Origin of the sequence: Qipengyuania sp. NPDC077563, from assembly GCF_044901345.1 — a bacterium.
In the GTDB taxonomy this organism is placed as follows: Bacteria; Pseudomonadota; Alphaproteobacteria; order Sphingomonadales; family Sphingomonadaceae; genus Qipengyuania; species Qipengyuania aestuarii.
Map to the genome: position 1 here is coordinate 984907 of NZ_JBJDPC010000001.1, position 24502 is coordinate 1009408.

Consider the following 24502-nt stretch of genomic DNA (forward strand, 5'->3'; position numbering starts at 1 on the left):
GGTTCAAGGCCAGCGCAATGACATCACCTTTCATCTGGCTGCAGCACGCCCTGCCCCATCACCTTGTCTCGCGCGGCGCGGGGAAGATCGCGTCCAGCCGGACGCCGTGGCTCAAGAACCTGCTGATCCGGCGGTTCATCGACGCCTATGATGTAGACATGAGCGAAGCTGCCCGCAGCATCGAACAATTCGCCAGCTTCAATGATTTCTTCACCCGCGAACTGAAGCCAGGCGCACGTCCGCTGGCCGATGGCTCCACCCAGATCCTAAGCCCCGCGGATGGAGCGGTCAGCCAGATCGGACGGATCGAGCAAGGACGCATCTTCCAGGCGAAGGGACGCCATTTTACCGCAGCGCAATTGCTGGGCGGCGACGAGCAGCTTGCCCGCAAATTCGACGGCGGAAATTTCGCCACCATCTATCTTTCGCCGCGAGACTATCACCGCGTCCACATGCCTGCCGCAGGTACGCTGGACCACGCGACTTACGTGCCCGGCGAGCTTTTCTCGGTCAATCAGGTCACTGCGGAAAATGTCGACGGCCTGTTCGCGCGTAACGAACGGCTAGCGTGCGTATTCGAAGGCCCCGATGGGACCTTTGCCAGCGTGATGGTCGGCGCCATGATCGTGGCCGGCATCGAGACGGTCTGGTCGGGTCTGATCGAGACACACAACCCGGAGCTTGTGCGTGCCGATTATGCCCCGGGTCAGCACAGCTTCTCTGCTGGCGACGAGATGGGCCGTTTCATCCTCGGCTCCACCGTGGTGCTGTTGTTCGAGCCGGGCAAAGTCGAATGGAGCGCGGGCCTGAAGGCGGGCGACTCCGTCCGCATGGGCCAGGCGATCGGCCGTAGGTTAGGGTAATAGATGCCCCGCCCGGTCGCGCTTGGTCGCGAGGTAACGGGCATTATGCGGATTGTCGGGCAGCGAATGCGGCACGCGTTCCGCCACGCCGACTCCTTGCGCCGACAGGGCATCGACCTTCGCCGGATTGTTGGTCATCAGCCGGATCGCCCTGATGCCGAGCAACTCCAGCATGCGCGCCGCCGTGGGAAAATCGCGCGCTTCATCGGGCAGGCCCAGGCGCGTATTGGCATCGACCGTGTCGAAGCCCTGATCCTGCAGACGATAGGCGCGCAGCTTGTTCACCAATCCGATCCCGCGCCCTTCCTGCCGCATATAGAGCAGCACGCCCCAGCCGCCCTTTTCAGCCTCATGCGCCATGGCGTGCAGCGCGGCATTCAATTGCGGACCGCAATCGCATTTGAGGCTGCCGAGAATATCCCCTGTCAGGCATTCGGAATGCAGGCGGACCAGCGGCGGCTTATCGGTATTTTCCTGCCCGATGATAAGCGCGACATGCTCGCGCGTGTCGTCAGGCGAACGAAAGGCCACAATGCGGGCCCCTTCCGCCGCCGCCACCGGAAGCCTGGCGCGCGTGGCAATGCGCAGGCGCGCAGGATCGGTGAATTCGCTTAGGTCGCTTGGCTTCAGGCTCGCGGCCTCGCTTGCTCCGCTTGGATCGACAAGGAAGGCGGGCAGGATACCGGCGATCCGGGCCAGCTCCAGCGCAGCGCGGGCCTGCTCTTCCCATTCGAGGGAGAGCGCCTTGAACGGACCTTTCAGCGGATTTTGCAGATCGAGCGCGGGATCCGCGACGGCAAGCGCAGCTGGCAGGTCGAATGCTTCTGCGCCGCGGAGAAGAACGGGCGTGCTAGGCACCGCAGCCTCGCGCTGATTGGCGAGCTTGAGCGTGGCGGCTCGTGTGGCGGACACCAGCATCGTCTCGCCCGCGACGTCGGAAAACGCGGTTTCGACCGGCTGCAGCAACGGCGCATCCTCGATCGCGAGCGGCCAGCCGTGGCGCAGCGCATCCACCGCCAGCGCCGCGCGCCGCGAAGGGGAAGGCTCGCTCAGATGTCGAACTCCGTCACCAGCGGGACGTGGTCGGACGGTTTTTCCCAGTCACGCGCGTATTCGTGGACCGAATGACCGGTCGCCTGCTGCGCCAGTTCGGGGCTCGCCCACATGTGATCGAGACGGCGCCCCCGATCGTTCACTTTCCAGTCCTTCGAGCGGTAGCTCCACCAGCTGTAATAGCGCTCGGGCGCCTTGATATGTTCGCGCCCGATATCGGACCAGCCATGCGCATCCATGAAGCGCTGGAGGCTTTCGACCTCGATCGGCGTGTGGCTGACGACTTTCAGCAACTGCTTGTGATTCCACACATCGCTTTCGAGCGGGGCGATGTTGAAATCGCCCACGATTAGCGTCGGCCGATCGACGGCATCGGCCCAGCGGGTCATGCGTTCGAGAAAGTCCAGCTTCTGCCCGAATTTCGCATTCACTTCGCGGTCGGGCTCGTCGCCGCCCGCCGGGACATAGACATTCTCAACGATCATGCCGTCATGCTCGGGAAGTTCGACGCCGACATGGCGTGCCTCGCCATTGTCCTGCCAGTCGTGGCGCGAGAATTCGCGGATCGGCACGCGGCTCACCGTCGCCACGCCGTGATACCCCTTCTGGCCGTGGACTGCGACGTGCTCGTAGCCCAGCTGCCTGAATGCCTCATAGGGGAACTGGTGTTCCTGGCACTTGATCTCTTGCAGGCACAGGATATCGGGTGCCATTTCTTTCAGGAAACGCTCCACGATGGGCATGCGCAGGCGAACGGAATTGATGTTCCAGGTAGCTACAGAAACCATGGCGCGGGAGATAGGGTGCCAAGGCTCGACGGTCTACCCGCAGCGGGCAACAAAAAACCCTCGAGCCGGGGGCATTGGCTCGAGGGTTCCTTGTGAGCGTTCGTCACGCTTTGACGAAGCGGTTAAGTAAGCGGGGCAATCAACAGGGGGGAAATTGCCGCCCGCCGCTTCGATAAATCATTTTTAGGCCTCTGCGGATTGCTACTCAATGAACGCAAACCGTCAGAGAATCGCAAAAGGCGAACGGCCTGACGCCCTTCCGTTCAGCCCGGGCGACGAGACGAGCGGCGCGGGTCCTTGAAGGTGAACGCGCTGTCGGCAACCGACACGCCGTAGCGGTTGTTGCTGAGGCGCACGGTGGTGCGGTGATTCTGCGAATCGAGCGCAACCCAGTGCGTAAGGCGCAGACCGCCGGGAGCGGAGGCATCGCGGGCGAAGATCAGCGTGATGACGCCGAACTCCGGACGCTTGGGATCGCGTACCTGGATGCTGACGACATCGCTGTGGCTGGTCGGAACCAGCTTGCCGTATTTTTTCACATCCCGGCTGGGATCGAGCAGCGCGCCGAGCGGCGAATTGGTGATCGGCCAGCGCTGGACCTGGTTCACCTCGTAGTCGATCATATACATCGACTTGCCGTTCGAGACGACAAGGAGCGGCACGCCCTTTTCGTATTCGAAGCGGATCTTGCCGGGGCGCTTGAGCGTCATGACACCCGAAACGGCCTGGCCGTTGCGGTCCGTCTGGACGAAATTCGCCTTCATGGTGGAAATGCCGCGCAGCGCCGCGACCGCCTGGTCGAGATCGCCTGCAGCCGCCTCGACCGGGGTCGGTGCGGCATAGAAGGACGCGGGAACGCCGACGGCCATCGCCAGAGCGAGGGCCGATGCGACGGGGCGATTCTTGAAGATAGACAAGGTGTTCATGCTCCTGAGATAGGGTCGGAGCATTGAACTGACAGTGAACTGAGGGCGTTCCCGCCGTTCAGCTTCCGGAGCGCACGCCCCGCCAAGATTACTTGATCTTGGCTTCCTTGAATTCAACGTGCTTGCGCGCCACCGGGTCGTACTTCTTGAAGACGAACTTTTCGGTGTGGTTGCGCGGGTTCTTCTTCGTCACGTAATAGAAGCCCGTATCGGCGGTCGAGACGAGCTTGATCTTGACTGTTGCGGGCTTCGCCATGGCGTGTTCCTAAAGATCTTTCTGAGGGGCCGACCCGACGAGCGGGACAAGCCGAAAAAATAAGGGCGGCGCGAGCAGCACCGCCGTTCCGGCGCGCCCTTTGTGTGATTCACGGGAAAAAGTCAAGCGCCGGGACGCCGATGGCTTACCAATCTACCTTGCCGCGATTGGCCTTTACCGCGCCGCGGACCTTCTTCGCCTTGAGCCGCTTGACCTTGCCCACCCGATTGACACGGCTTTTCTTGCGCTTTTTCGGCGGCGTCAGCGCTTCGCCGAGCATGGCCACGAGCCGTTCGCGCGCCGCTTCGCGATTTTGCTCCTGTGTACGGTATTCATTCGCGGTGAGGACGATCTCCCCTGCCTTCGTGAATTTGCTGCCCGCAATCTCTTTCAGCCGCTCGAAGGCCTCGGGCGGCATGCCGAGCTGGAAGACATCGACTCGCAGCTGCACCGAAGTGGCTACCTTGTTCACATTCTGACCGCCCGGACCGGAAGAGGCGATGAATTTCTCCTCCGCTATTTCCAGCGCACGGTCGGCAATTCTACCCATCCGCAAACCCGAGAGCGGCAAAATCGCGCGGCAGGGGCGCGGTCGCCTCGATGGGCGATTTGCCTTCGCGTGGGACAGCCAGGCCGGCGGCATGGAGCATGGTGCGCGGCGCACCCTTCCCCGTGCCGTACACCGGATCGCCGAGCAGCGGCAGACCCAGCCCCGCTTCGCAATGAATGCGGATCTGATGGGTGCGGCCGGTTTCCGGGCGAAATTCCAGCAAGGCCTTGCCATCGTGTTCCATGAGCTTGCGCCAATGGGTGACCGACGGTTTGCCCTTCTTCGCAGCGATCATGCGCCAGCCCTTCCCGGCGCTGCTGATCTTGGAAAGCGACAATTCGATCGTGCCTTCTTCCTCAGCGGGCACTCCGGCAACGATGCCGAGATAGCGCTTGGTAACCAGCCGATCCTCGAAGGCCTTGGCGAATCGCTTGAGCGCCTTGGGATTGCGTGCAAGCAGCAGGCACCCGCTGGTATCGGTATCGAGCCGATGGACCGGCGAAGGCGCGCGCTGAAAACCGAGTTTCAATTGCTCGAAATGATCTTCGAGACACGGACCGCCGCGCTTCGGGCGATCGACCGGGAGACCGGCGGGCTTGTCGATGACGAGCGCTTCGCCGTCTTCGAAAATAATCGGGATGGGGGTCATGCAGTCTTCAATTCGGCGCGCACCAGTTGGCGCAGCGCGTTGCCGAGGAAGAAACCGTCCTCGAGATCGGCAATCGTGAGTTCGGCTTCGCGTGCCTTGCCCTGATCGAGCAGCGACTGGCGAAAAACGCCGGGCAGCAGGCCGAGGCGCGCTGGCGGTGTGAGCAGGATGCCGTCGCGTTCGATAAAGATATTGGTCACGCAGCCTTCGGTCAGCAACACGTCCTCGCGCACGAACAGCGCTTCGCTTGCGCCGTTCTGCCGCGCGACGGCCTGCCCGTCCTCATAAAAGCCGCGATCGGTGGTTTTGTAGCGCAGGCGCCAATCATCAGGATCGACAGGCAGCGGGAGCACAATGCACGGAGCAGGACTGGGCCACGGGGCAGGCATATCTTCGACCTGAAGCGCGACTGCCCCACTGCGCGACGAGAGCAGGCGGATCCTGCTCGGCTTGTCGAGGACGAAGCACGAAGCATGGAGTTGATTGCGCGCTTCGTGCCGGTCGAATCGGAATCCCAAATCGTTCGCCGCATGCGTCATGCGTTCAAGATGCTTTTCCAGCATCTCGATGCCCTGTTCGGGCGTGAAGCGCATGGTTTCGATCAGATCGAACTGCGCCGCCTGATGTTCGGGTGAGGAAGTGCGCGCGAATTCTCCCTTCAGCAGCGCTTCGCGCCATTCGGTTCGCATGTTGCCATCGGCGACGATGGCCCCGCCGACACCGAGCACGGCCTTGCCGCGGCCGTTTTCCACCTCGGTCAGCCTCAGCGTCCGAATGGCGACATTGAAAGCCGCATCGCCATCGCTGCCGATCCGGCCGATCGCGCCGCAATAGGGCCCGCGCGCGGCAGGCTCTAGCTGATCGATCAGTTCCATCGCGCGGATCTTGGGAGCGCCGGTGATGGATCCGCACGGGAAAAGAGCCCGTACGAGATCGATCGCGCTCATATCCTCTCGCAGCCTGGCCCGTACCACGCTGACCATCTGATGGACGGTGGGATAGCTTTCTATGGCGAAGGGTTCGTCGACGCGCACACTGCCGGCCTGCGCCACACGCGAAAGATCGTTGCGCATGAGATCGACGATCATGAGATTTTCTGCACGGTCTTTCACCGAGGCTGCCAGTTCGTCGGCCAGGGCGCGATCCTGATCCTCATCGGCGGATCGCGGACGCGTCCCCTTCATCGGCTTGGCCTTCGCCTCCCCGTCTTTCAGCGAAACGAAGAGTTCGGGCGAGAGGCTGAGCAGCCAGTGCGAGCCATCGAATATCACTCCGCCATAGCCGGCTCGGGCAGCAGGCCGGAGCGCCGCATAAAGCCCCAGCGGATCGCCAGTGAAACCGCCCGCCAGCGGGAAGGTCAGATTGGCCTGATAGATGTCGCCGCCGCGAATCGCGTCCTGAAGCTGCGCGAAAGCTTCAGCATATCCGCCCAGGGAAAGCTGCGGCTCGAGCGGGCCGACGCTGCCCGGGCCCGTCGAGCGTCCGGCAAGCCATCGCGGCATGTCGGAAGCGGCGATGCGCTCCGCTCCGTCGAACAGGCCGAGCCAGACCAATGGTCCGGTGCCACCGGTTCTTGCAGCGGCAAGATGGGCCAGACGCGGCTCCAGCGCCAGACCTGCCTCATAGGCAATATAGCCGGCAAGTTCGCCGCCTTCCTTGCGAGCCGCTTCGGCAGCGGCAAGTACGCCGTCGACCTCTTCGGGGCGCCTGGCGACGAAGAGCGCGCGCGGGTTTTCATAGAATAACGCATCGGCGGCGCCGCTATCGCGCGCATCGTCCAGCAATACAAAGGGATGTCGGCCCGCCATTCTGCAGAAAGCCTTTACATTCCTTAGCGTGCAAGTCGAGCGATAGCTTGACCTTGCGCCCGCCACTGCGCCAAGTCGCCGACGGAAGGGTGGCAAGGGCTGGAATGAATATGGACAGGATTTTCCTCGGACTTGGCGCAAATGGCGAGCCGCAGCATCTGCAGCTGGGACAAGCCAATCGCCACGGTCTGATTGCGGGAGCGACCGGCACCGGCAAGACCGTGACGCTGCAAGGCCTGGCAGAGAGCTTCTCCGCTGCAGGCGTTCCGGTGTTCGTTGCCGATGTGAAGGGCGATCTGGCAGGCATTTCGATGGCCGGTTCGCCCCAGTTCAAGCATGCCGACAAACTGGAAAGCCGTGCCAGGGAATTGGGTATGGAAGATTATGCCTATGCCGATAACGCGGCGGTCTTCTGGGACCTATACGGGGAAAAGGGCTTCCCCATCCGCACGACCATTTCCGAGATGGGACCACTCCTGCTCGCCCGGCTGCTCGGTCTCAACGACACACAGGAAGGTGTGCTGAATATCGTCTTCCGCCATGCGGACGAGAACAATTTGCTGTTGCTGGATCTGGGTGACTTGCAGGCGATGCTGGCTTTCGCTTACGACAACGCGAAAGATCTGTCGGGTAAATACGGCAACGTATCCAAGGCCAGCGTGGGCGCGATCCAGCGCCAGCTGCTGAGCTTCGAAGCGCAGGGTGCGGACATGTTTTTCGGCGAGCCTGCGCTGGAAATAAACGATTTCATCAAGCTTGATGAGAACGGGCGGGGCATCGTCAACGTGCTTGCCGCCGACCGGTTGATGCGCAGCCCCAAGCTCTATGCGACCTTCCTGCTGTGGCTGCTGGCCGAACTGTTCGAAACCCTTCCGGAAGTCGGCGACCCTGAAAAACCCAGGCTCGTGTTCTTCTTCGACGAAGCTCATCTTCTGTTCGACGATGCACCCGACGCGCTGGAGGACAAGGTCGAACAGGTCGTACGCCTGATCCGGTCGAAGGGCGTCGGCGTCTATTTCGTCACGCAGAACCCGATCGATATTCCAGAAAAGATCGCCGGGCAGCTGGGCAATCGCATCCAGCATGCCCTGCGCGCTTTCACGCCGCGCGATCAGCGTGCGATCCGGGCGGCATCGGAAACCTTCCGCATCAATCCCGAACTGGATGTCGAGCAGGCAATCACCGAACTGAAAGTGGGCGAGGCCTTGGTTTCGACACTCGGGGAGGATGGCGCCCCGTCGGTGGTGCAGCGCACCCTCATCAAGCCGCCTCACTCGCGCCTCGGCCCCGTGACGGAGAAGGAGCGGAAGATCGTCAATTCGGTGAGCGATCTGGACGGAAAATACGATGATCCCGTGGACCGGGAAAGCGCGGAGGAGGTGCTCGCCGCCAAGACGGCCGATGCGGCAGCGACCGCTGCAGAGGTGGAACAGAAGGGCCGCGCCGAGGTCGGCAAACGCGAACGCAAGACGACCAGCATGTGGACGAGGGCCGGCAAGGCCGCTGCGACCGCCGCCGCCGGATCGCTGACCTCGGTGGCGGTCGCCACGGTGTTGGGCAAGAAGTCCAGCGCCGATCCGGTCCGCACCGGCCTCAACGCTTTCGTGCGCAATATCGTGGGCGGGTTGATGCGCTAGAGCGGCAAGCGCAATTCCGCGCGCAGACCGCCGCCCGAGCGATTGGCCAGCGCCAGCTTTCCGCCATGCTGCTCGGCAATGGCGCGGGCGATAGTAAGGCCGAGCCCTGCGCCGCCCGTCGCCCGGTTGCGGCTGGTCTCGCCGCGAGTGAACGGCTCCATCATTTCCGCGATACGGTCTTCGGGAATGCCCGGGCCGGTGTCTTCGACGCTGATGATGGCTTCGCCGCCCCGCTTTTCCAGCGTGATTTTCGCCGTACCGCCGTACCGCAGCGCATTCGACACGAGATTGCGCACTGCTCGCTTGGCCCATGTCAGATGCACGGGTGCGGCGACATGGTCGCCTTCCGTGAGCGAGACGGGCAGTTCCATATCCTCGAATTCCTCGACCACCGAAACCAGCAAGGCGTAGAGATCGGTCCGTTCGGCCGGCTTTTGAGCCCGGCCCAGCCGGGCGAGCAGCAGGATTTCGTCGAGCGTGCGGGTAATATCCTCGATGCTATCGACCATCCGCGCCCGGGCGGTTTGGTTTTCGACGCTCTCCACCCGCACACGCAGCGCGGCGAGCGGCGTCTTGAGATCGTGCCCGATCGCCCCGAGCATCACGTCCTTTTCCTCGATCATGGCCCCGATCCGTGCCTCCATCACATTATGGGCTGAGATCAGTCGGCGCAGATCCTCCGGCCCGCGCGGGTCCATCGGTTCGCTGCTGCCAGGAGCCTGTGCAAATTCCTCTGTCCGCCGGGTCAGATCGGCAAGCGGCAGCGTGATGCGGCGCAGAACCAGCCACAGGACCAGCGATAGCAACAAGGTGAGCGCGGCAGCCCGGGCGAGGGGCAGGACCGGACCGAGTCGGTCATCGGTGGGGCGGATCGGTGCGCGGACGATGTCCCAGCCCTCATCATCCCGTATCCCCGCAACGGCCACGGAGTCCGGAAGCTGGCTATCCTTGAGGTTCCGACGCCTTGCGAAACGCTGCAGAAAGCGCTGGGCGGCAGGATCCGAGGCGGCCGGGCGCGAGACCAGCCTGATTTCGCTGAATTCGCGCCCGTTATCGCGCAAGGTTTCGGCCAAGCGGTCTTCAAGTTCCGGTAAAACGCGGTCGCCCGTCAGAACTTCGAAAGCGGCGGCGCGGGTAAAATCGGTCCCGGCAAAACGTCGTCCGCCGCGCCGCCCCCATTCCCTGCCCCCGTTCCGAACTCTGTCGTTCGAAGCTCCTTCACTATCTGGCTGGAGACGTGTGTGTATCCTCATGAGCGGGCCCCGCAGCTCCGCCTCGCGCAGTTTGGCCGACGCGATGAGACGCAGGCCGAGCCTGTTGACCAGCTCGGTTTCGGCGCGATCCTTCTCTATCCGATACGTCAGAAAGCCATTGATGCCCTGAACCAGAAACAGGGTGAGAGCGACTGCCAGCGTGACCTGGCCGAGCAGGCTTTTCGGCAGGAATCGCCTCATGATTGTCCAAGCGATACGCGCTCGACCTCGGCGCCGAAACGGTATCCGCCGCCACGCACGGTCTGGATGAAATGCGGGTGGCGACTGTCGGCTTCGATCTTGCGGCGCAAACGGCTGACCTGATTGTCGACGGCGCGATCGAACAGATGCGCCTCGCGTCCCTGAACGATATCCAGCAACTGGTCGCGGTCAAGCACGCGGCGGGGCCGATCGCAAAATGCTTGCAGCATGCGGAATTCGGCGGTCGAGATCGGCACTAGCGTGCCTTCGGGATCGATCAGTCGGCGCTTGAGAGGGTCGAGAGTCCAGCCCTCGAAACGATAGGCTAGCTCCTCTGCCGGAGCGTTGGGAGATCGCTCGGCGCGGCGAAGGACGGAGCGAATCCGCGCCACCAGCTCGCGCGGCTCGAAGGGCTTGGCGACATAATCGTCGGCCCCGATTTCCAGCCCGATGATGCGGTCCATCGCCTCGCCCTTGGCGGTCAGTAAAATAACCGGCAGATTCCGCGCCTCGACCAGATGGCGGCAAAGCGACAATCCGTCTTCACCGGGCATCATGATATCGAGCAGAACGAGGTCCGGAGCTTCTGTCTGCATCCGGCTACGGGCCGCAGCCGCGCTGTCCGCTTCGATCACGGCGAACCCCTGGCCGATCAGATATTCGGCCAGGGGTTCACGCAGGGAACTCTCGTCATCGACGAGCAAGATCGTGGTAGGCGCGATGTCGGTCATCAAATCCTCTTGGTCGCGCCTATCTTGAGTTAGGCTTTTGGGACAAGGGTCTTACTCGCCCGCCGCCTGGCGTTTCGCTTGCCATTCGGCGCGGCGTGCCTCGCGGGCCTCTTTGCGTTCGGCAGCGGTTACCGTTCCGTCGCCATTCGCATCGGCCCTGTCGAAACGGGCAGTCGCTGCCGCGGTGAACTCGGTCCGGCTGATCGCCTTGTCTCCGTTGCTATCGGCCATGGCAAGCATCCGCATGCCTCCACGCCCATGGTGGCCGCGCTTGCTGCCGCGTCGTCCCTCACGCGCTTCGCCGCCACGTTTGCTGCGCATTTCGTGCATCGCTTGCAGTTCAGCTTGCGAGAGGCCTCCGGACTGGTCGGCATCCATTCTGGCGAAACGCTCGGCCATGCGCGCCTGGCGCTGCTCGGCGCGTGCATCATTCGCTTCGCTGCGCCGGTTCTTGCGGGCCTGATGCATCGCGGTCATTTCGCTCTGCGACAATTCGCCGTCGCCATCAGTATCTGCCTTGGCAAAGCGCTGCTCGGCACGTGCCGCGCGGTCGGCGGCGTCGAGAACGCCGTCTTTGTTCACGTCCATGCGCTCAAAGCGAGCGGTAGCATGGGAGATGGCTTCACCGCGAGTGACGTCGGCAGCCGGGGCAGCCTTGCCGATGGAACCCTGAGCCAGGACGGCGGTCCCGGTCAGAGCTACGGCGGCAGCGGAAAGTGCGAAAATGGTCTTCTTCATGATGCTCTCCAAAACAGGGGAGAGCTGCGCGGGTCCGTCGGGAGGGGAGGAAATCAACGTCCCCGTCGCAGCTCATGCCACTCTTCTAGGCTGCCATTGTCGCAGCATTATCCCGAAGACCCAATGAATTGTAACGGAATGTCGCGCATCGAAAGGACGGTTCATTTGGGCGAAAGGCCCGACCGGTCCGCCAACCCCGCATGACGGCGAACATCCCCTGCCCGCAAGACGCGGCCAGGGGACATCATGAAAGGAGCAGTCTCCTAGAGGGGCGCGCACTCGCGTTCGAGCCATGCCAGATCTTCGCCCTCGAGCTGCGGCGCAAGGATCTCCCGCGTTTTGGCGTGGTAGCTATTCCACCACTCGATTTCCTGCGGGGTCAGCATCGATTTGTCGACCAGACGGCGGTCCAGCGGCACATGGGTCAGCGTTTCGAAGGTCAGATACTTTCCTTCAGCCCCATCGATTTCTGCATCGACGACCAGCACCAGGTTTTCGATCCGGATGCCGAATTCATTGGCCTTGTAATAACCCGGCTCGTTCGAAAGGATCATGCCCTCGCTCAGCGGAGTTTCCGTGCCGGGAAAGGCGCCGCCGGGCTTGGAGATGCGCTGAGGGCCCTCGTGCACGGCAAGGTAACTGCCGACACCATGGCCGGTGCCGTGGCCGTAATCGACGCCGGCCGCCCACAGATGCATACGCGCGAGCACGTCGAGCGCACCGCCGGTGGTCTGGTCGGGGAAACGGGCCCGGTCGAGTTCGATGTGACCTTTCAGCACACGCGTGTTGCGATCGATCATTTCCGCACTCGGTTCGCCGGGACCAACCCAGACGGTCCGCGTGATGTCGGTGGTGCCGTCAGGATACTGGCCGCCCGAATCGCACAGATAGATGCTGGAGGGCGGGATTGTGATGTTGCTATCCTCGTCGACCTTGTAATGCGGCAGCGCGGCGTGGCCGGCAGCGGCACTGATGGTGTCGAAGCTGGTGTCCTTCATATCCGGGCTGAGGCCACGGAATTCGCGCAACTTGGCAGCCGCGGTTAGTTCGTCGACGTTCCCCGAAGGTGCATTCTCTTCTATCCAGCGCAGATATTTCACCACGGCAGCGCCGTCGCGCGCCTGTGCATCGCGGTGGCCCTGCTGTTCCGCCGGGTTCTTGATCGCCTTGGGCAGAACCGCGGGATCAGCGTCGCGCACGATCTTGGCCCCGCCCTGCTCCAACGCGTGGAAGATACCGGCCACGGCATGCTTGGGGTCGACTGCGACGGTCTTGCCCTGCAGCGCTGCCAGCGCGGGCTGGAAATCGGCGCGGTCACGAACACGCACGGCATTGCCGAGATGCTGGGTGAGTTCCGGTGTAACCTTCTCCGGCGCGATGAAGAGCTCCGCCGTCCCGTCTGCATGGGCAAGGACATAGGAAAGGGCGACGGGCGTATTGTCGACATCGACGCCGCGCATGTTCAGCAGCCAGGCCACCGAATCGAGCGCGGTAATCACCGTCGCATCGTACCCTTCGCTCTTCAGCCAGTCGGCCACTTCGGCGCGCTTGTCGGCGCTGGATCTGCCCGCGAATTTGTCATCATGCGGAACGCCCGGTTCCAGCGAAGGCTGCGGGCGATCGGCCCAGACCGCATCGATCGGATTGCCATCGACCGCGACCAGTTCGATGCCTTTCTTGGCGAACAGCTTTTCCGCATTTTCCGCCCAATCGACACCGTGAAGCCAGGCATCGTAGCCGATCTTCGCCCCCTTGGGTGCATTGGCAGCGATCCATTTGGCAGGCGAGGTCGCCGGCACGTCTTCATAGTCGTAGAGCTTGCCATCGACTTGTTCGCGCACCTGCACAGTGTAGCGGCCGTCGGTGAACATGGCGGCCTTTTCCCGCAGGACCGCCGCGCTACCGGCGCTGCCGCCGAAGCCGGTCAGCCAGTGCAGGCGCTGGGCGTAGGAGCCGACGTATTCGCTCATATGTTCGTCGGAAATGGGGATGACGAAACCGTCGAGGCCGCGCTTGTCGAGTTCGGTGCGCAGCGCGTCGAGACGGGCTTCATGGGTCTGCATAAGCATGGGCGATAATCCTTTCATCGGGCTGCCGGGCGCAGAAGCGAAGCAGCACTTGCGGCCGACAGTGGCCGCGCATAATCACATCTTCGTCAATAGGCGCTTACCGCCGGTCTTTCCAGCTTTGTGCCATTCAAGAAGGGTGTTCCGTGACTTTCAACCGACTGGTCGCATGCCTATCTGTCGCCGTGCTGGCCCAGGCCGCACCAATCCATGCCCAATCCAACGAAGGGACATCCGTGACTGCCCCCACCTCTCCGCCGACCGCCGAAAAGCGCGACTATTCCTATTCGCACCACGGGATCACGATTTCTGATCCCTATCACTGGCTGAAGGACGAGAGTTATCCCACCATCGACGACGCGGAGGTGCTGGAGCATCTGAAGGCAGAAAACGCGTGGTTCGAGGCACGCATGGCCCCGCAGCAGGCGCTGGTCGACGAGCTGTACGAGGAAATGAAGGCGCGGGTGAAGGAAGACGAGAGCAGCGTCCCCCAAAAGGATGGCGACTGGCTGTACTGGTCCGAATTCGAGCAGGGCAAGGAATACCGCAAATACTACCGAAAACCGGTGGCGGGCGGAGAGCCCGTGCTGATCCTGGATGAGAACGAACTGGCGGAAGGGCACGAATATTTCCGCCTCGGCGCCTTCTCCGTTTCCAAGAACGGTCGCTTTCTCGCTTATTCGGCGGACACCAATGGGTCGGAACGCTTTACCGCCCGTATCAAGGATCTGGAGACTGGCGAGCTTCTGCCGGACGAAATCCCCGGCACGCTGACCGGGCTTGCGTGGGTCATGAACGACACGGCGGTCGTCTATGGCCTGGCCAATGACCAGTGGCGCGTCCACGATGCGACGATGCATGTGCTCGGCACGCCGATCGCGGACGATGTCGAACTCTACCGTGAAACGGAAAATGATGGCTTTCGCGTCGATGCGGGGCTGTCGGCGCAGGAAGACTGGCTGATCATTTCAACCGGTGACAACGAGACCAGCGAAGTGCGGCTGGTGCGGGCAGATGATCCGACCGGCGAGCAGATCCTTGTGGCCCCGCGCAAGACGGGCCGCGAATACGATGTCGATCTCCGCACCGAGGATGACGAGGCAGTCCTCTATGTCCACACCAATGACGATCACCTGAACTTCCGCCTCGCCACGGCTAGCCTCGACGCACCCGGTGAATGGACCACGCTGATCGCGGGGTCGGACGAATTCTATCTCGACGGGTTCGAGCTGTTCAAGGATTTCTATGTCACCGAAGGCCGTCTGCGCGGGCTCGACCAGATTCAGCTGCGCAGTTACACCGACCCCAATCTGGTCAAGCCCATCGCCTTTACCGAAGCGAGCTTCTCGACCGGCCTGTCGAACAATCCTGAATATCAAACCGACCGGCTGCGGCTTGCCTATGAAAGCATGGTCACGCCCGGTTCGGTCTATGACTACCATGTCGATACCGCCCAGCTGGAACTGCTCAAGCAGCAGGAAATCCCGAGCGGCTACGATGCGAACCTCTATCAGGTCGAGCGGATCGAGATTGCTGCACGCGACGGCACGCCGGTTCCGGTATCCATCGTCAGCCGTAAGGATCGCGAGGCCGGCGGGCCGCTGCATCTCTATGCCTATGGCGCCTACGGTTTTGCCTATCCGCCCAATTTCTCGACCACGCGCCTCAGCCTCGTCGATCGCGGCTATGCCTTCGCAATCGCGCATATTCGCGGCGGCGACGATCTCGGGCGCAACTGGTATCTGCAGGGCAAGCTCAACGAGCGCACCAACACCTTCAACGATTTCGTTGATGTGGCGAAGGGGCTGATTGCCCAAGGCTACACGGCGCAAGGCCGCATCAGCGCTAGCGGCGGCTCGGCGGGCGGCGAATTGATGGGCGTAGTGCTCAACACCAATCCGGAGCTGTGGGGAGCGGTGGTCGCACACGTGCCTTTCGTGGACGTGCTTTCGACCATGCTCGACAAGGACCTTCCGCTCACCCCGGGCGAATGGCCCGAATGGGGCAATCCGATCGAGAGCAAACAGGCCTTCGCCTATATCCTGTCCTATTCGCCCTACGATCAGGTGGCTGCGCAGGATTATCCGCCGCTGCTGGTCACCGCTGGCCTGAACGATCCGCGCGTGACTTACTGGGAACCTGCCAAGTGGGTTGCCAAGCTGCGCGAATTCAAGACCGACGATAACGAACTGCTGCTCAAGACCAACATGGGCGCAGGCCACGGCGGCAAGTCGGGCCGCTTCGCGTCGATTTATGAAGTGGCGGAAGAATACGCTTTCATCTTGTGGCAGATGGGCGAGGCGAAATGAGCAGGCGTTTCGAGAGGACCTTCACCGCCCTTGCCGAACATATCGACGAGCTTGGTCATGTGAACAACGCCGTCTGGGTACGCTGGATTCAGGACATCGCGGTCACCAATTGGGAAGAGGTCGCCGCACCCGAGGATAGCGCGCGCTTCTTCTGGGTCGTGACCCGGCACGAGATCGATTATCGCGGCAATGTGGCAGAAGGCGAGACAGTGACTGCGGAAACCTGGATCGAGGGCCAGCCCAAGGGCGCGACTTCGGTCCGCAGGGTCGATTTCCGCAATGCCGCCGGTAAAGTCATCATCTCCGCAGCGACGACCTGGGCGATGCTCGATCGGGAAAGCAACCGCCTGGTCCGTGTGCGCCCCGAAATCCTGGAGCCTTTTCGCTGATCGCCTTACGCGCCGCAGGTCATTCCGCCGCCTGGTGCGAGAAGCGGGGAATAGGGTCTTCGGCACGCAGCTTCTCCATCTCTGCCGCATCGCGTCCCGAACATTTGGCATCGTACAGCAATCGATCGGCCAACACGTAGAGCTTGCCGAAGCTTTCCGTCGCTTCGGCGCTGGCGAGATCGCCAAAATCCACGAAGCCCATGCTCGCCGTTACTGGCCGGTCGACTTCATCCACTTCCGCCAGGATGCGAGCCGTCATTGCCTTGCGCCGCGCCGCGGCTTTTTCTGCCGCATCCTTTCCGCGAAGAAACAGCAGGAATTCCTCGCCGCCCATCCGGAAAGCGATAAGGTCGTCGTCGTCTCCCGGGCTAAGCGCCCAGGCAGCGCTTTGAATGACGCGGTCCCCCACGGGGTGGCCGAAATCGTCGTTTATGGCCTTGAAATCGTCCAGATCGACCAGCGCAAGCGCAGTAAAACCCTCTTTGACCAAGTCTGGATAGCGAATTTCAAGCGATCGGCGATTCCGTAGCCCGGTGAGCTCGTCATGCTCGGTGATAGCTTCCAGATCGCGTGCGGTCACAAGAGCGCGATCGCGCTGACGCCGGATAATGAGGAAGCGGTCCGCGACCGCAAGAGCCGTCGCCAGGACCTCGAACAACAAAGCCAGATTTTGCAGCCAGGTTTCATCGAAATGGGCCGAGGCGCCGAATACGTAAACGTTGAAGGTTTGCGCCAGAATAACGAGAAATAGCGGGCCGATTCCCCACAGGAGATAAGGCGCAACCCTGCTCCCATTTCCGCGAGCCGTCAGGAGCAGCGCGAAATAGGCCCCGAAGGTCAGCATCAGACCTCCAAAATACAGATAATCGATCAGATCTGGAATCCAGTCGATGAGGAACGTCCCGCCGAGACCGTTCAGAACCGCAAAAGCCGACAGGACAAGCAACCAGCGACGCCTCCCGGCGGCCAGCCTTCTTGGTTCGATGAAATGGTAAGCGAACAGGATGGTCGCAGCGATCATGAAATCGAGACTGAGATAGGTGATCGTCAGTTCGGCGTCATAAGACAGGTCGATCAACAGCGGCAGCAAGCCGGATACGGCAGCGGTCTGGACCACGGCCATAACGCAGAAAAGGCTGTGGTAAAGCAGGAACGGCTCGCGCAGAGCCCTAGAAAATATCAGGTCGAAAATGGCCGGTGTGAGCAGCAATCCGCAGATGAGTACCGCCAGCAGTTGAAAGTAGCCGACGACTGCGGACCCATCGTTCTTTTGAGAAAATTTGAGGTCGAGCAAGGCATCGGGGGAATATTCGCCGTCGTGAATCACCGCGATTGTTTTCAGTGGCCCCCCGGTATCGGGCAGTTCCACCACTGCCTGAAGGCTCGACGAACCTAATGGCACATCGTGAAAACCAAAGCTGCGTGACACTATTTTTCCATCGACAGCTTCAACCATGATGGTCAGCCGGTCGAACTCGAACCGCTCGAATGTCGCATAACGCGGATACGCGGCGGTGCCGGAGAAATTGCGCAGATCATACCGGATGATATCGCGTTGGGTATCCCACCGGTATGGATCGCTGCCACAATCCCAGTCTCGAGGCCTCTGAGCTGTCTCGCTATAGGATACGTCAGTCTCGACAGAGATACGGCATATCGATCCGGGCGGGAATTCTTCGACCGCGCGAAGCTTGGCCGGGACGAGCAGCATCGCCGCGCAAAGCACGGTGATTGCCGCAGCCCGCCATGAAGCAGACCGCAAGACTGCGATCAGGGCCCTTCCCATTGAGAGCCCCGATACGCATTATTTTCCTAATGGCACGTTAAACTTGTGTTGCCGCATGAAACCGCGATTTTAGGCCGTCAGGACCTCGGCGACGGGGCGATAGCCATAACCCAGTTCGCGCGCGACCGCTTCATAGGTAACTTCGCCGGCATGGACGTTCAGTCCTTCGGCCAGATAAGGGTCCGCAGCGAGCGCCTTCTTCCATCCCAGACGGGCAATGCGCAAGGCATGCGGCAGGGTTACGTTGTTCAAGGCATAGGTGCTCGTGCGCGCTACGGCACCGGGCATGTTGGCGACGCAATAATGGACGATGTCATCCACCACGTAAGTGGGGTCGGCATGCGTCGTCGGCTTGGATGTCTCGAAACATCCGCCCTGATCGATCGCGACGTCGACCAGCACTGCCCCGGTTTGCATGTCCTTGAGCATTTCACGGGTCACCAGCTTGGGAGCCGCCGCGCCGGGTATCAGCACGGCACCGATCACCAGATCAGCGCTGCAGACCGCATCATAAAGATTCGCCTGGTTGGAGAACCGGGTGCTGGCGCGCGATTCGAAATGGGTGCCGACCTTTTCCAGCACATCGGGATCGCGGTCCAGAATGGTGACGTCCGCCCCAAGACCGGCCGCCATCTGCGCCGCGTTGAAACCGACGACACCGCCGCCGATCACCACGACCTTGCCCGGCATCACGCCCGGTACGCCGCCCAACAGAACGCCGCGGCCCCCATGGGCCTTCTCGAGCGCGCTCGCCCCAGCCTGGACGCTCATGCGCCCGGCCACCTGACTCATGGGCTTGAGGAGCGGAAGCTGGCCGTTGGCCCCGGTCACGGTTTCATAGGCAATCGCCGTCACGCCGCTGTCGACGAGATCCTTTGTCTGCTCCGGATCGGGCGCGAGGTGAAGGTAGGTATAGAGGATCTGACCTTCGCGCAGCTTGGCCCGTTCTACGGCCTGCGGTTCCTTGACCTTCACCACCATCTCGCATTCGGCGAAAATCTCGTCCGCCGTGTCGACGATCTTTGCCCCCGCCTCGATATATTGTTCATCGGTCGCATCGATGCCGCAGCCGGCCTGAGTCTCGATCCAGACCTCATTGCCCTGAACAATCAGCTCCTTCGCGCTCTCCGGCGTCAGGCCGACGCGATATTCGTGGTTCTTGATTTCCTTGGGGCAACCGACACGCATTAGGCGAACTCCTTCTCTTGCGGAGGGAGGTACAAGCCTAGCTATCGCCCAGCAAGCAAAGGAGGCACGGACGCAAGCTTATTGCGGAACAGGGGCCCAGCGGATTGCGATCTGCTCGCCATCAGCCTCATCGACTTGCGCAATCTCGATTCCCTCTCCGCGCAGGCGCGTGGCCAGCGCCTTTGTCTGCTGTGCAGGCCCGCTCAATATCAAGGGCAGATCGATTCGCCGTGCGGCCCAGAGCACGGTCTTTTCCGCCGCGATCCCGGCATCGTCCGGACCATCCTCGCCCAGCGTAACGGAGGGTAGCGCAAGTAGAGGGGGTCGCAATCTGACCTGCCATCCGGGCGTATCGCCGATTACGCGTTCTTCGAGATCGCGATAGCCTTCGAGCGCAAGGCCCGGCAGAGGTTTGGCATTGGCAGAGACAATGCGCGTATCGCGGTCGAGCAGGACGGCGGAACGATCGACGCCGGCGGCCATCGCCATACGGTCGACCAGCGTGGAGATCTGGCGCTCGGTCGCGGCAGCCTGCTCGGCGGCGCGGGCACGGGCCAGTTCGGCCTGCTCGGCGGCCCCCGGGTCGGCACCGACGCGCAATTGTTCGACGTTTACGCTGACCTCGCGGCCAAGCTCTTGCTGAAGTGTCTTGGAAAGATCACCGTTCGCGCCCGTATCGAAATCGGGGGTGAAGACCGTGGCCGTGATGTTGAGCGGTTCGCTGTCCCAGTCGATCGTCTGTTCGCTGATCCTGGCGCGCGAACCGAATTCCGCCTGGATCGCATTGCGCACGATCCGCTGGGAATTGGTCTCCCACGCAATCTGTCGCAGCGACAAGCCCAACGGGATCGCCAGAGCAACGAAGATCATGAAGATGCCGACATTCTGGAACCAGCCCTGCCGCGTGGAGAGGCTAGTGCGGAAGCCATAGAGGCGCGCCATGATCGTGGCGGTCAGCGCGATGGTCAGGCAGTTGGTCACGAATAGGCCGAGCGCGCCGAAGAAAACCGTCCAGTTGAGCGTCGCGAGCCCGAAGCCCACCACGGCCAGCGGCGGCATCAAGGCCGTTGCAATGGCCACGCCGACGATGGTGCCTTCGCGTCCGCGGATCATCGCATAGGATCCGGCGATGGAGGAGAACAGCGCCACCAGCAGGTCGAGCAGGTTCGGCCGGGTGCGCGACGCGATTTCTTCCGTCACCGTCTGCAGCGGCGACACCAGCACGATCAGCGCGGCGAACAGAACCGCGACAATGCTCCCGAGCGCCAAGGTCTTGGCGCTGATGCGCAGCCATTTCTGCTTGCCGGTCGCCAGCGCGAAACCGACCCCGAGGATCGGGCTCATCAGGGGCGAAAGCAGCATGGCGCCGATGACCACGGCTCCTGACGACAGCAGCAGCCCGAGGATGGCGATACCCGCCGACATCATCGTCATCAGCATGTACCGCGCGGTCATCGGGCACTCGAGTGCGATCTTGGCGATCACTTCCTGATGATCGACACCGGTGCGCACATTGGTCCGCCAATAGTGGCGCACCTGTGCCACGCCCCGGCCGATGGGCGAGAATACCCAGCGGGCGGCGCGTTCAGCCTCTTCGTCGGCGGATGGATTGCGGGTAACGGCGTCCATCACTTGCCCTTAAATCGGGTTGCCGTCCTGGTCGCGGAAAATCTCGCGCCGACCGACATGGTTGGCCGGGCCGACCAGCCCTTCGCTTTCCATCCGTTCGATCCATTTGGCCGCAGTGTTATACCCTACGCCCATCTGGCGCTGGAGCCAGCTTCCGCTCGCCTTCTGGTTCTCGATCACGATCTGGCAGGCCTGGCGGTACTTGCGTTCTTCGGGATTGTCGCTCGCCGTGAATTCGTCCTCGAAATTGAAGCCGCCTTCTTCGGGCTCTTCGGTCACGGCATCGACGTAATCGGGCTTGCCCTGTTCGCGCCAGTGATCCGCCACGCGTTCGACCTCGTCGTCGGCCACGAAGGGGCCATGCACGCGCACTACCGCGCCCGTGTTGGGCTTGTAGAGCATGTCGCCCTTGCCCAGCAATTGCTCGGCGCCCTGTTCGCCCAGAATGGTGCGGCTGTCGATCCGGCTCGTCACCTTGAAGCTGATCCGGGTCGGCAGATTGGCCTTGATGACGCCGGTGATGACGTCGACCGACGGACGCTGCGTCGCCATGATAAGATGGATGCCCGCCGCGCGGCTTTTTTGCGAAAGGCGCTGGATCAGCACTTCAATTTCCTTGCCTACCGTGACCATGAGGTCGGCCAGTTCGTCGACGATCAGGACGATCAGCGGCAACGGTTCGTAATCGAGCTGCTCTTCCTCGTAGAGTTCCTCGCCAGTCTCCGGATCGAAGCCGGTCTGGACCCGGCGGCCGAGCGGCGTGCCCTTGGCCGCCGCCGCCCGCACCTTGTCGTTGAACCCCGCGATGTTGCGCGAGTTGACGGAGGACATCATGCGATAGCGTTTCTCCATCTCCTCGACCGCCCATTTGAGCGCGCGCACCGATTTGGCGGGCTCGGTCACCACGGGGCTGAGAAGATGCGGGATGTCGTCGTAGGTCTTGAGCTCCAACACCTTGGGATCGATCAGGATCAGGCGGCACTCGTCGGGCGTGAAGCGATAGAGCAGCGACAAGAGAATCGCATTCAGCCCAACCGACTTACCCGAACCCGTCGTACCTGCGACGAGGAGGTGAGGCATGGCGGCCAGATCGGCGATGATCGGTTCGCCGGCGATGTCCTTGCCCAGGATCATCGGCAGGCTGCCCTTATGGTCGACAAAGGCGCTCGAGGTCGCCAGTTCCTTGTAGCTGACCATCTGGCGGTCGGCATTGGGCAGTTCGATGCCGATCACGGTCTTGCCCGGAATGGGCGACACGCGCGCGCTGATCGCGCTCATATTGCGGGCGATGTCTTCGGCCAGGCCGACCACGCGGCTGGCCTTGATGCCCGGCGCAGGCTCCAGTTCGTACATCGTCACCACCGGCCCGGCGCGAACGGCCGTGATCTCGCCCTTTACGTTGAAATCGTCGAGCACATTCTCGAGCAGCCGCGCATTGCGTTCCAGCGCGATCTTGTCGAGCTTGGCGGCCTTCTGTTCGGGCGCATCGGCAAGCAGATCGTTGCTGGGCAGTTCGTAATTGGCGAACATGTCGCGCTGTCTTGGCTTGGCAGTGCCCGATTGCACCGGCGCGGCAACGGGATCGGCGATTTCAGGCACGCGCCGGGCGGCCCTGGTTTCGCTCTCTTCGGCGGGCAGGTCGTCTTCGTCCTCGGCAATCGGCGGTTTGGCGCGCTTCTGCTTTTTCGGGCCCAGCGGCAAATCGATGTCCGACAGCTGCGGGCGCCGCTTGAGGATTTCGGGCAAAGTGAAGAACTGCGCCCAGTCGATGGCGAAGACGCGCGTGACCAGCGCCAGCCCGCCGCCCAGCGCGACAAGGCCCAGCAGCGCGATGATCCAGCCCGAAAAACTTCCGCCGAACCGCGTGGCCACGGCCTCGATCGCACCTGCGCCCAGCAGACCGGCAAGACCGCCCGCGCCCGCCGGAAACGGACCCGGACTTTCTTCGAACAGCAGCGACACCACCGAACCGAGCAAAAGCATGGCAAGCAGCAGCAGGCCGAATGTAGGCCACCATTTGCCGGGCGTCTCCTCCTCTTCGGGATCCTCCACCCCGGTCCACAGCCGGCGGGCGGAAATCCAGAGCATGGGCAGCAGCAGCAACGCGGGAAGGCCGAAGTAGAAGAGCGCACGTTCGGCGGCCCAGGCCCCGCTCGCACCCATCCAGTTCGAAATCTCTTCGCCCGAAGCAGCCGTAGATACGCTGGGATCGGTCTGACTGTAACTTGCCAGCGCCAGGGTCAGAAAGACGAGCAGCGCGAACAGCGCACCGGCCCCGGCCATGTGGGTGGCGCGGCGCAGCGAACGGCGAAAAGCCGCACGCCAATCGGGTCGGGCGCTTGCGCGCGAAGCCATGAAAATTCCCTTCTTCCGTCTTGATGCCCAGTATGAGTCCAGCAGGACTCCTGCGTCAAGCAGCGTTCGCCGAAGCGAGTCCGTCGATGGCGCCCCAGCGCGGCCACTGCAATTGGGCGGCGCGATCATGGGTCATGCCCCCGAGCGCAATCACCGGCACCGACGTCCGTGTAGCCAATTTGCGGAATGCGTCCACTCCCAGCGTGGGCGCGCCGGGGTGCGAGGCAGTCGGGAAGACCGGCGAAAGGAACACGCCGTCCGCGCGCCCTTCTTCCGCCGCGCGGATCTCGTCGGCATCATGGGCTGTCGCCAGCCACAGGCCTGGGCGGTCGCTGCGCTGCGCACCGTAAAAGCCGTCCGCGCTCCACTCTCCGCTCCCGGCCTCATTGCCGGCGAGCACGACCGTATGGCCATGGCTGCGAGCCACATCGGCCAATGTATCGAAACGGCCCCGCCGCTGAGAGCCGGAAAGGTGATAATGGCGGAAGACGAAACCCGAACCCCGGGGAAGATTTGCCAAAGCGCGTTCCAATCCGGCATCGTTCCGCAGGTCGGAAAGCAGCCAAAGCAGGGGCAGGGTCTGGCGCGCGGTCATGCAATCGCTATAGCGCAGTGCCATGGAAAAGGCAGACACTCCGCTTCAATCGGTCCTCCACAATATTCAGGCCAGCTGCAAACGTACGCGGCGCGATCCCGGCGAAGTTACTCTAGTCGCGGTTAGCAAGCGCCATCCCGCCGCTGCCATCGAACCGCTACTGATCGAAGGGCAGCGCCATTTCGGCGAGAACCGGGTTCAGGAAGCGCAGGAGAAATGGCCCGCTTTGCGCGAGGAACATCCCGGCGTTCGCCTTCACCTTGTCGGCCAGCTTCAATCGAACAAGGCAGAGGACGCCGCGGCTCTGTTCGACGTTATCCATTCGCTCGACCGGCCGAGCCTCGTGAAAGCGCTGGCCAAGGCCTTCGACAAGACCGGCCGACAGGTCCCCTGCTTCGTGCAGGTCGATGTGGGCGACGAGCCGCAGAAGGGCGGTTGCCCGGTAGGCGAATTGCCGGACTTGCTGCGGCAGGCACGCGATGCGGATATCCCGCTTGCCGGGCTGATGTGCCTGCCCCCTGCCGAGATCGAGCCTGCGCCCTTTTTCGCTTTCCTCGACAAGCTGGCGCGCGACCATGGTCTCGACGGCAGGAGCATGGGTATGAGCGGCGATTACGAGACCGCCATCATGATGGGTGCAACCCATGTGCGCGTGGGCACCGCGCTCTTCGGCGAGCGCGACTAGGGCAAATCCCCCACTTTCCGGCTGAGGACGCAAAAAAGGGCGCCCGA

At 62.5% G+C, this 24502-nt stretch carries 21 protein-coding genes; 5 read left to right on the plus strand and 16 right to left on the minus strand.

Annotation, left to right across the window (positions count from 1 at the left end):
• The first annotated feature begins 17 nt into the window (after nt 1–17).
• Nucleotides 18–863, plus strand: a complete 846-nt coding sequence (gene asd, locus ACI2I1_RS04790; RefSeq protein ID WP_224812515.1) for an archaetidylserine decarboxylase — start codon at nt 18–20, stop codon at nt 861–863.
• On the opposite strand, the gene ribA is transcribed toward asd, so the two are convergent.
• The 7 genes from ribA to pabB all read right to left on the minus strand — a co-directional run bounded on the left by ribA (nt 855) and on the right by pabB (nt 6893).
• The gene (gene ribA, locus ACI2I1_RS04795) at nt 855–1877 is read right to left on the minus strand and encodes a GTP cyclohydrolase II (protein WP_404678121.1); all 1023 of its coding nucleotides are present in this window, start codon (nt 1875–1877) and stop codon (nt 855–857) included. The genes asd and ribA overlap by 9 nt on opposite strands.
• 35 nt (nt 1878–1912) lie before the next feature.
• On the minus strand, nt 1913–2704 hold the full coding sequence (gene xth / locus ACI2I1_RS04800) for an exodeoxyribonuclease III (protein ID WP_404678122.1): 792 nt from the start codon (nt 2702–2704) through the stop codon (nt 1913–1915).
• 263 nt (nt 2705–2967) lie between these two features.
• On the minus strand, nt 2968–3630 hold the full coding sequence (locus ACI2I1_RS04805) for an outer membrane lipoprotein carrier protein LolA (RefSeq protein WP_404678123.1): 663 nt from the start codon (nt 3628–3630) through the stop codon (nt 2968–2970).
• Between the two features lie 88 nt (nt 3631–3718).
• Complete coding sequence (gene rpmG / locus ACI2I1_RS04810; RefSeq protein ID WP_006832561.1) at nt 3719–3886, minus strand: 50S ribosomal protein L33; 168 nt, start codon at nt 3884–3886, stop codon at nt 3719–3721.
• Nucleotides 3887–4031: 145 nt separating this feature from the next.
• Nucleotides 4032–4436, minus strand: coding sequence for an alternative ribosome rescue aminoacyl-tRNA hydrolase ArfB (gene arfB, locus ACI2I1_RS04815; RefSeq protein WP_221542537.1), 405 nt, complete (start codon nt 4434–4436; stop codon nt 4032–4034).
• The gene (locus ACI2I1_RS04820) at nt 4429–5085 is read right to left on the minus strand and encodes an RluA family pseudouridine synthase (protein WP_404678124.1); all 657 of its coding nucleotides are present in this window, start codon (nt 5083–5085) and stop codon (nt 4429–4431) included. Before ACI2I1_RS04820 ends, arfB begins: the two co-directional genes overlap by 8 nt.
• Nucleotides 5082–6893: an aminodeoxychorismate synthase component I gene (pabB, locus tag ACI2I1_RS04825; protein ID WP_404678125.1), complete on the minus strand. Its 1812-nt coding sequence runs from the start codon at nt 6891–6893 to the stop codon at nt 5082–5084. The genes ACI2I1_RS04820 and pabB overlap by 4 nt, the downstream gene beginning before the upstream one ends.
• A gap of 110 nt (nt 6894–7003) precedes the next feature.
• On the opposite strand from pabB, the gene ACI2I1_RS04830 reads away from it, so the two are divergent.
• Nucleotides 7004–8530 carry a helicase HerA-like domain-containing protein gene (locus ACI2I1_RS04830; protein WP_404678126.1) on the plus strand — a complete coding sequence of 509 codons (1527 nt, stop codon included), beginning with the start codon at nt 7004–7006 and terminating at the stop codon, nt 8528–8530.
• Here ACI2I1_RS04830 and ACI2I1_RS04835 read toward each other — a convergent pair.
• From ACI2I1_RS04835 to ACI2I1_RS04850, 4 genes are all read right to left on the minus strand, one after another.
• Entirely contained in the window at nt 8527–9984 is a 1458-nt protein-coding gene (locus ACI2I1_RS04835; RefSeq protein WP_404678127.1) for a sensor histidine kinase, read from the minus strand. The two genes, ACI2I1_RS04830 and ACI2I1_RS04835, sit on opposite strands and share 4 nt — an antisense overlap.
• Entirely contained in the window at nt 9981–10715 is a 735-nt protein-coding gene (locus tag ACI2I1_RS04840) for a response regulator (RefSeq protein ID WP_404678128.1), read from the minus strand. Before ACI2I1_RS04840 ends, ACI2I1_RS04835 begins: the two co-directional genes overlap by 4 nt.
• 51 nt (nt 10716–10766) lie before the next feature.
• Nucleotides 10767–11453, minus strand: a complete 687-nt coding sequence (locus ACI2I1_RS04845; RefSeq protein WP_404678129.1) for a hypothetical protein — start codon at nt 11451–11453, stop codon at nt 10767–10769.
• Between the two features lie 263 nt (nt 11454–11716).
• The gene (locus ACI2I1_RS04850; protein ID WP_404678130.1) at nt 11717–13522 is read right to left on the minus strand and encodes an aminopeptidase P family protein; all 1806 of its coding nucleotides are present in this window, start codon (nt 13520–13522) and stop codon (nt 11717–11719) included.
• Between the two features lie 182 nt (nt 13523–13704).
• Between ACI2I1_RS04850 and ACI2I1_RS04855 the strand changes: the two genes are divergently transcribed.
• A complete protein-coding gene (locus ACI2I1_RS04855; RefSeq protein ID WP_404678344.1) occupies nt 13705–15828 on the plus strand; it encodes a S9 family peptidase in 2124 nt (707 codons plus the stop codon).
• Nucleotides 15825–16217 carry an acyl-CoA thioesterase gene (locus ACI2I1_RS04860; protein WP_404678131.1) on the plus strand — a complete coding sequence of 131 codons (393 nt, stop codon included), beginning with the start codon at nt 15825–15827 and terminating at the stop codon, nt 16215–16217. The genes ACI2I1_RS04855 and ACI2I1_RS04860 overlap by 4 nt, the downstream gene beginning before the upstream one ends.
• A gap of 19 nt (nt 16218–16236) precedes the next feature.
• Here the strand turns inward: ACI2I1_RS04860 and ACI2I1_RS04865 are convergent, their stop codons facing one another.
• From ACI2I1_RS04865 to ACI2I1_RS04885, 5 genes are all read right to left on the minus strand, one after another.
• Nucleotides 16237–17928 carry a diguanylate cyclase gene (locus ACI2I1_RS04865; protein WP_404678132.1) on the minus strand — a complete coding sequence of 564 codons (1692 nt, stop codon included), beginning with the start codon at nt 17926–17928 and terminating at the stop codon, nt 16237–16239.
• A 144-nt stretch (nt 17929–18072) separates the two neighbouring features.
• Nucleotides 18073–19191, minus strand: coding sequence for an alanine dehydrogenase (gene ald, locus ACI2I1_RS04870; RefSeq protein ID WP_221542527.1), 1119 nt, complete (start codon nt 19189–19191; stop codon nt 18073–18075).
• Nucleotides 19192–19269: 78 nt separating this feature from the next.
• Nucleotides 19270–20820, minus strand: coding sequence for a DUF389 domain-containing protein (locus ACI2I1_RS04875; RefSeq protein ID WP_404678133.1), 1551 nt, complete (start codon nt 20818–20820; stop codon nt 19270–19272).
• Between the two features lie 9 nt (nt 20821–20829).
• Nucleotides 20830–23175, minus strand: a complete 2346-nt coding sequence (locus ACI2I1_RS04880) for a DNA translocase FtsK 4TM domain-containing protein (protein ID WP_404678134.1) — start codon at nt 23173–23175, stop codon at nt 20830–20832.
• A gap of 55 nt (nt 23176–23230) precedes the next feature.
• On the minus strand, nt 23231–23794 hold the full coding sequence (locus tag ACI2I1_RS04885; protein ID WP_404678135.1) for a thiamine phosphate synthase: 564 nt from the start codon (nt 23792–23794) through the stop codon (nt 23231–23233).
• Here ACI2I1_RS04885 and ACI2I1_RS04890 point away from each other — a divergent pair.
• Nucleotides 23793–24455 carry a YggS family pyridoxal phosphate-dependent enzyme gene (locus ACI2I1_RS04890; RefSeq protein WP_404678136.1) on the plus strand — a complete coding sequence of 221 codons (663 nt, stop codon included), beginning with the start codon at nt 23793–23795 and terminating at the stop codon, nt 24453–24455. The two genes, ACI2I1_RS04885 and ACI2I1_RS04890, sit on opposite strands and share 2 nt — an antisense overlap.
• The last annotated feature ends 47 nt before the right edge of the window (nt 24456–24502 follow it).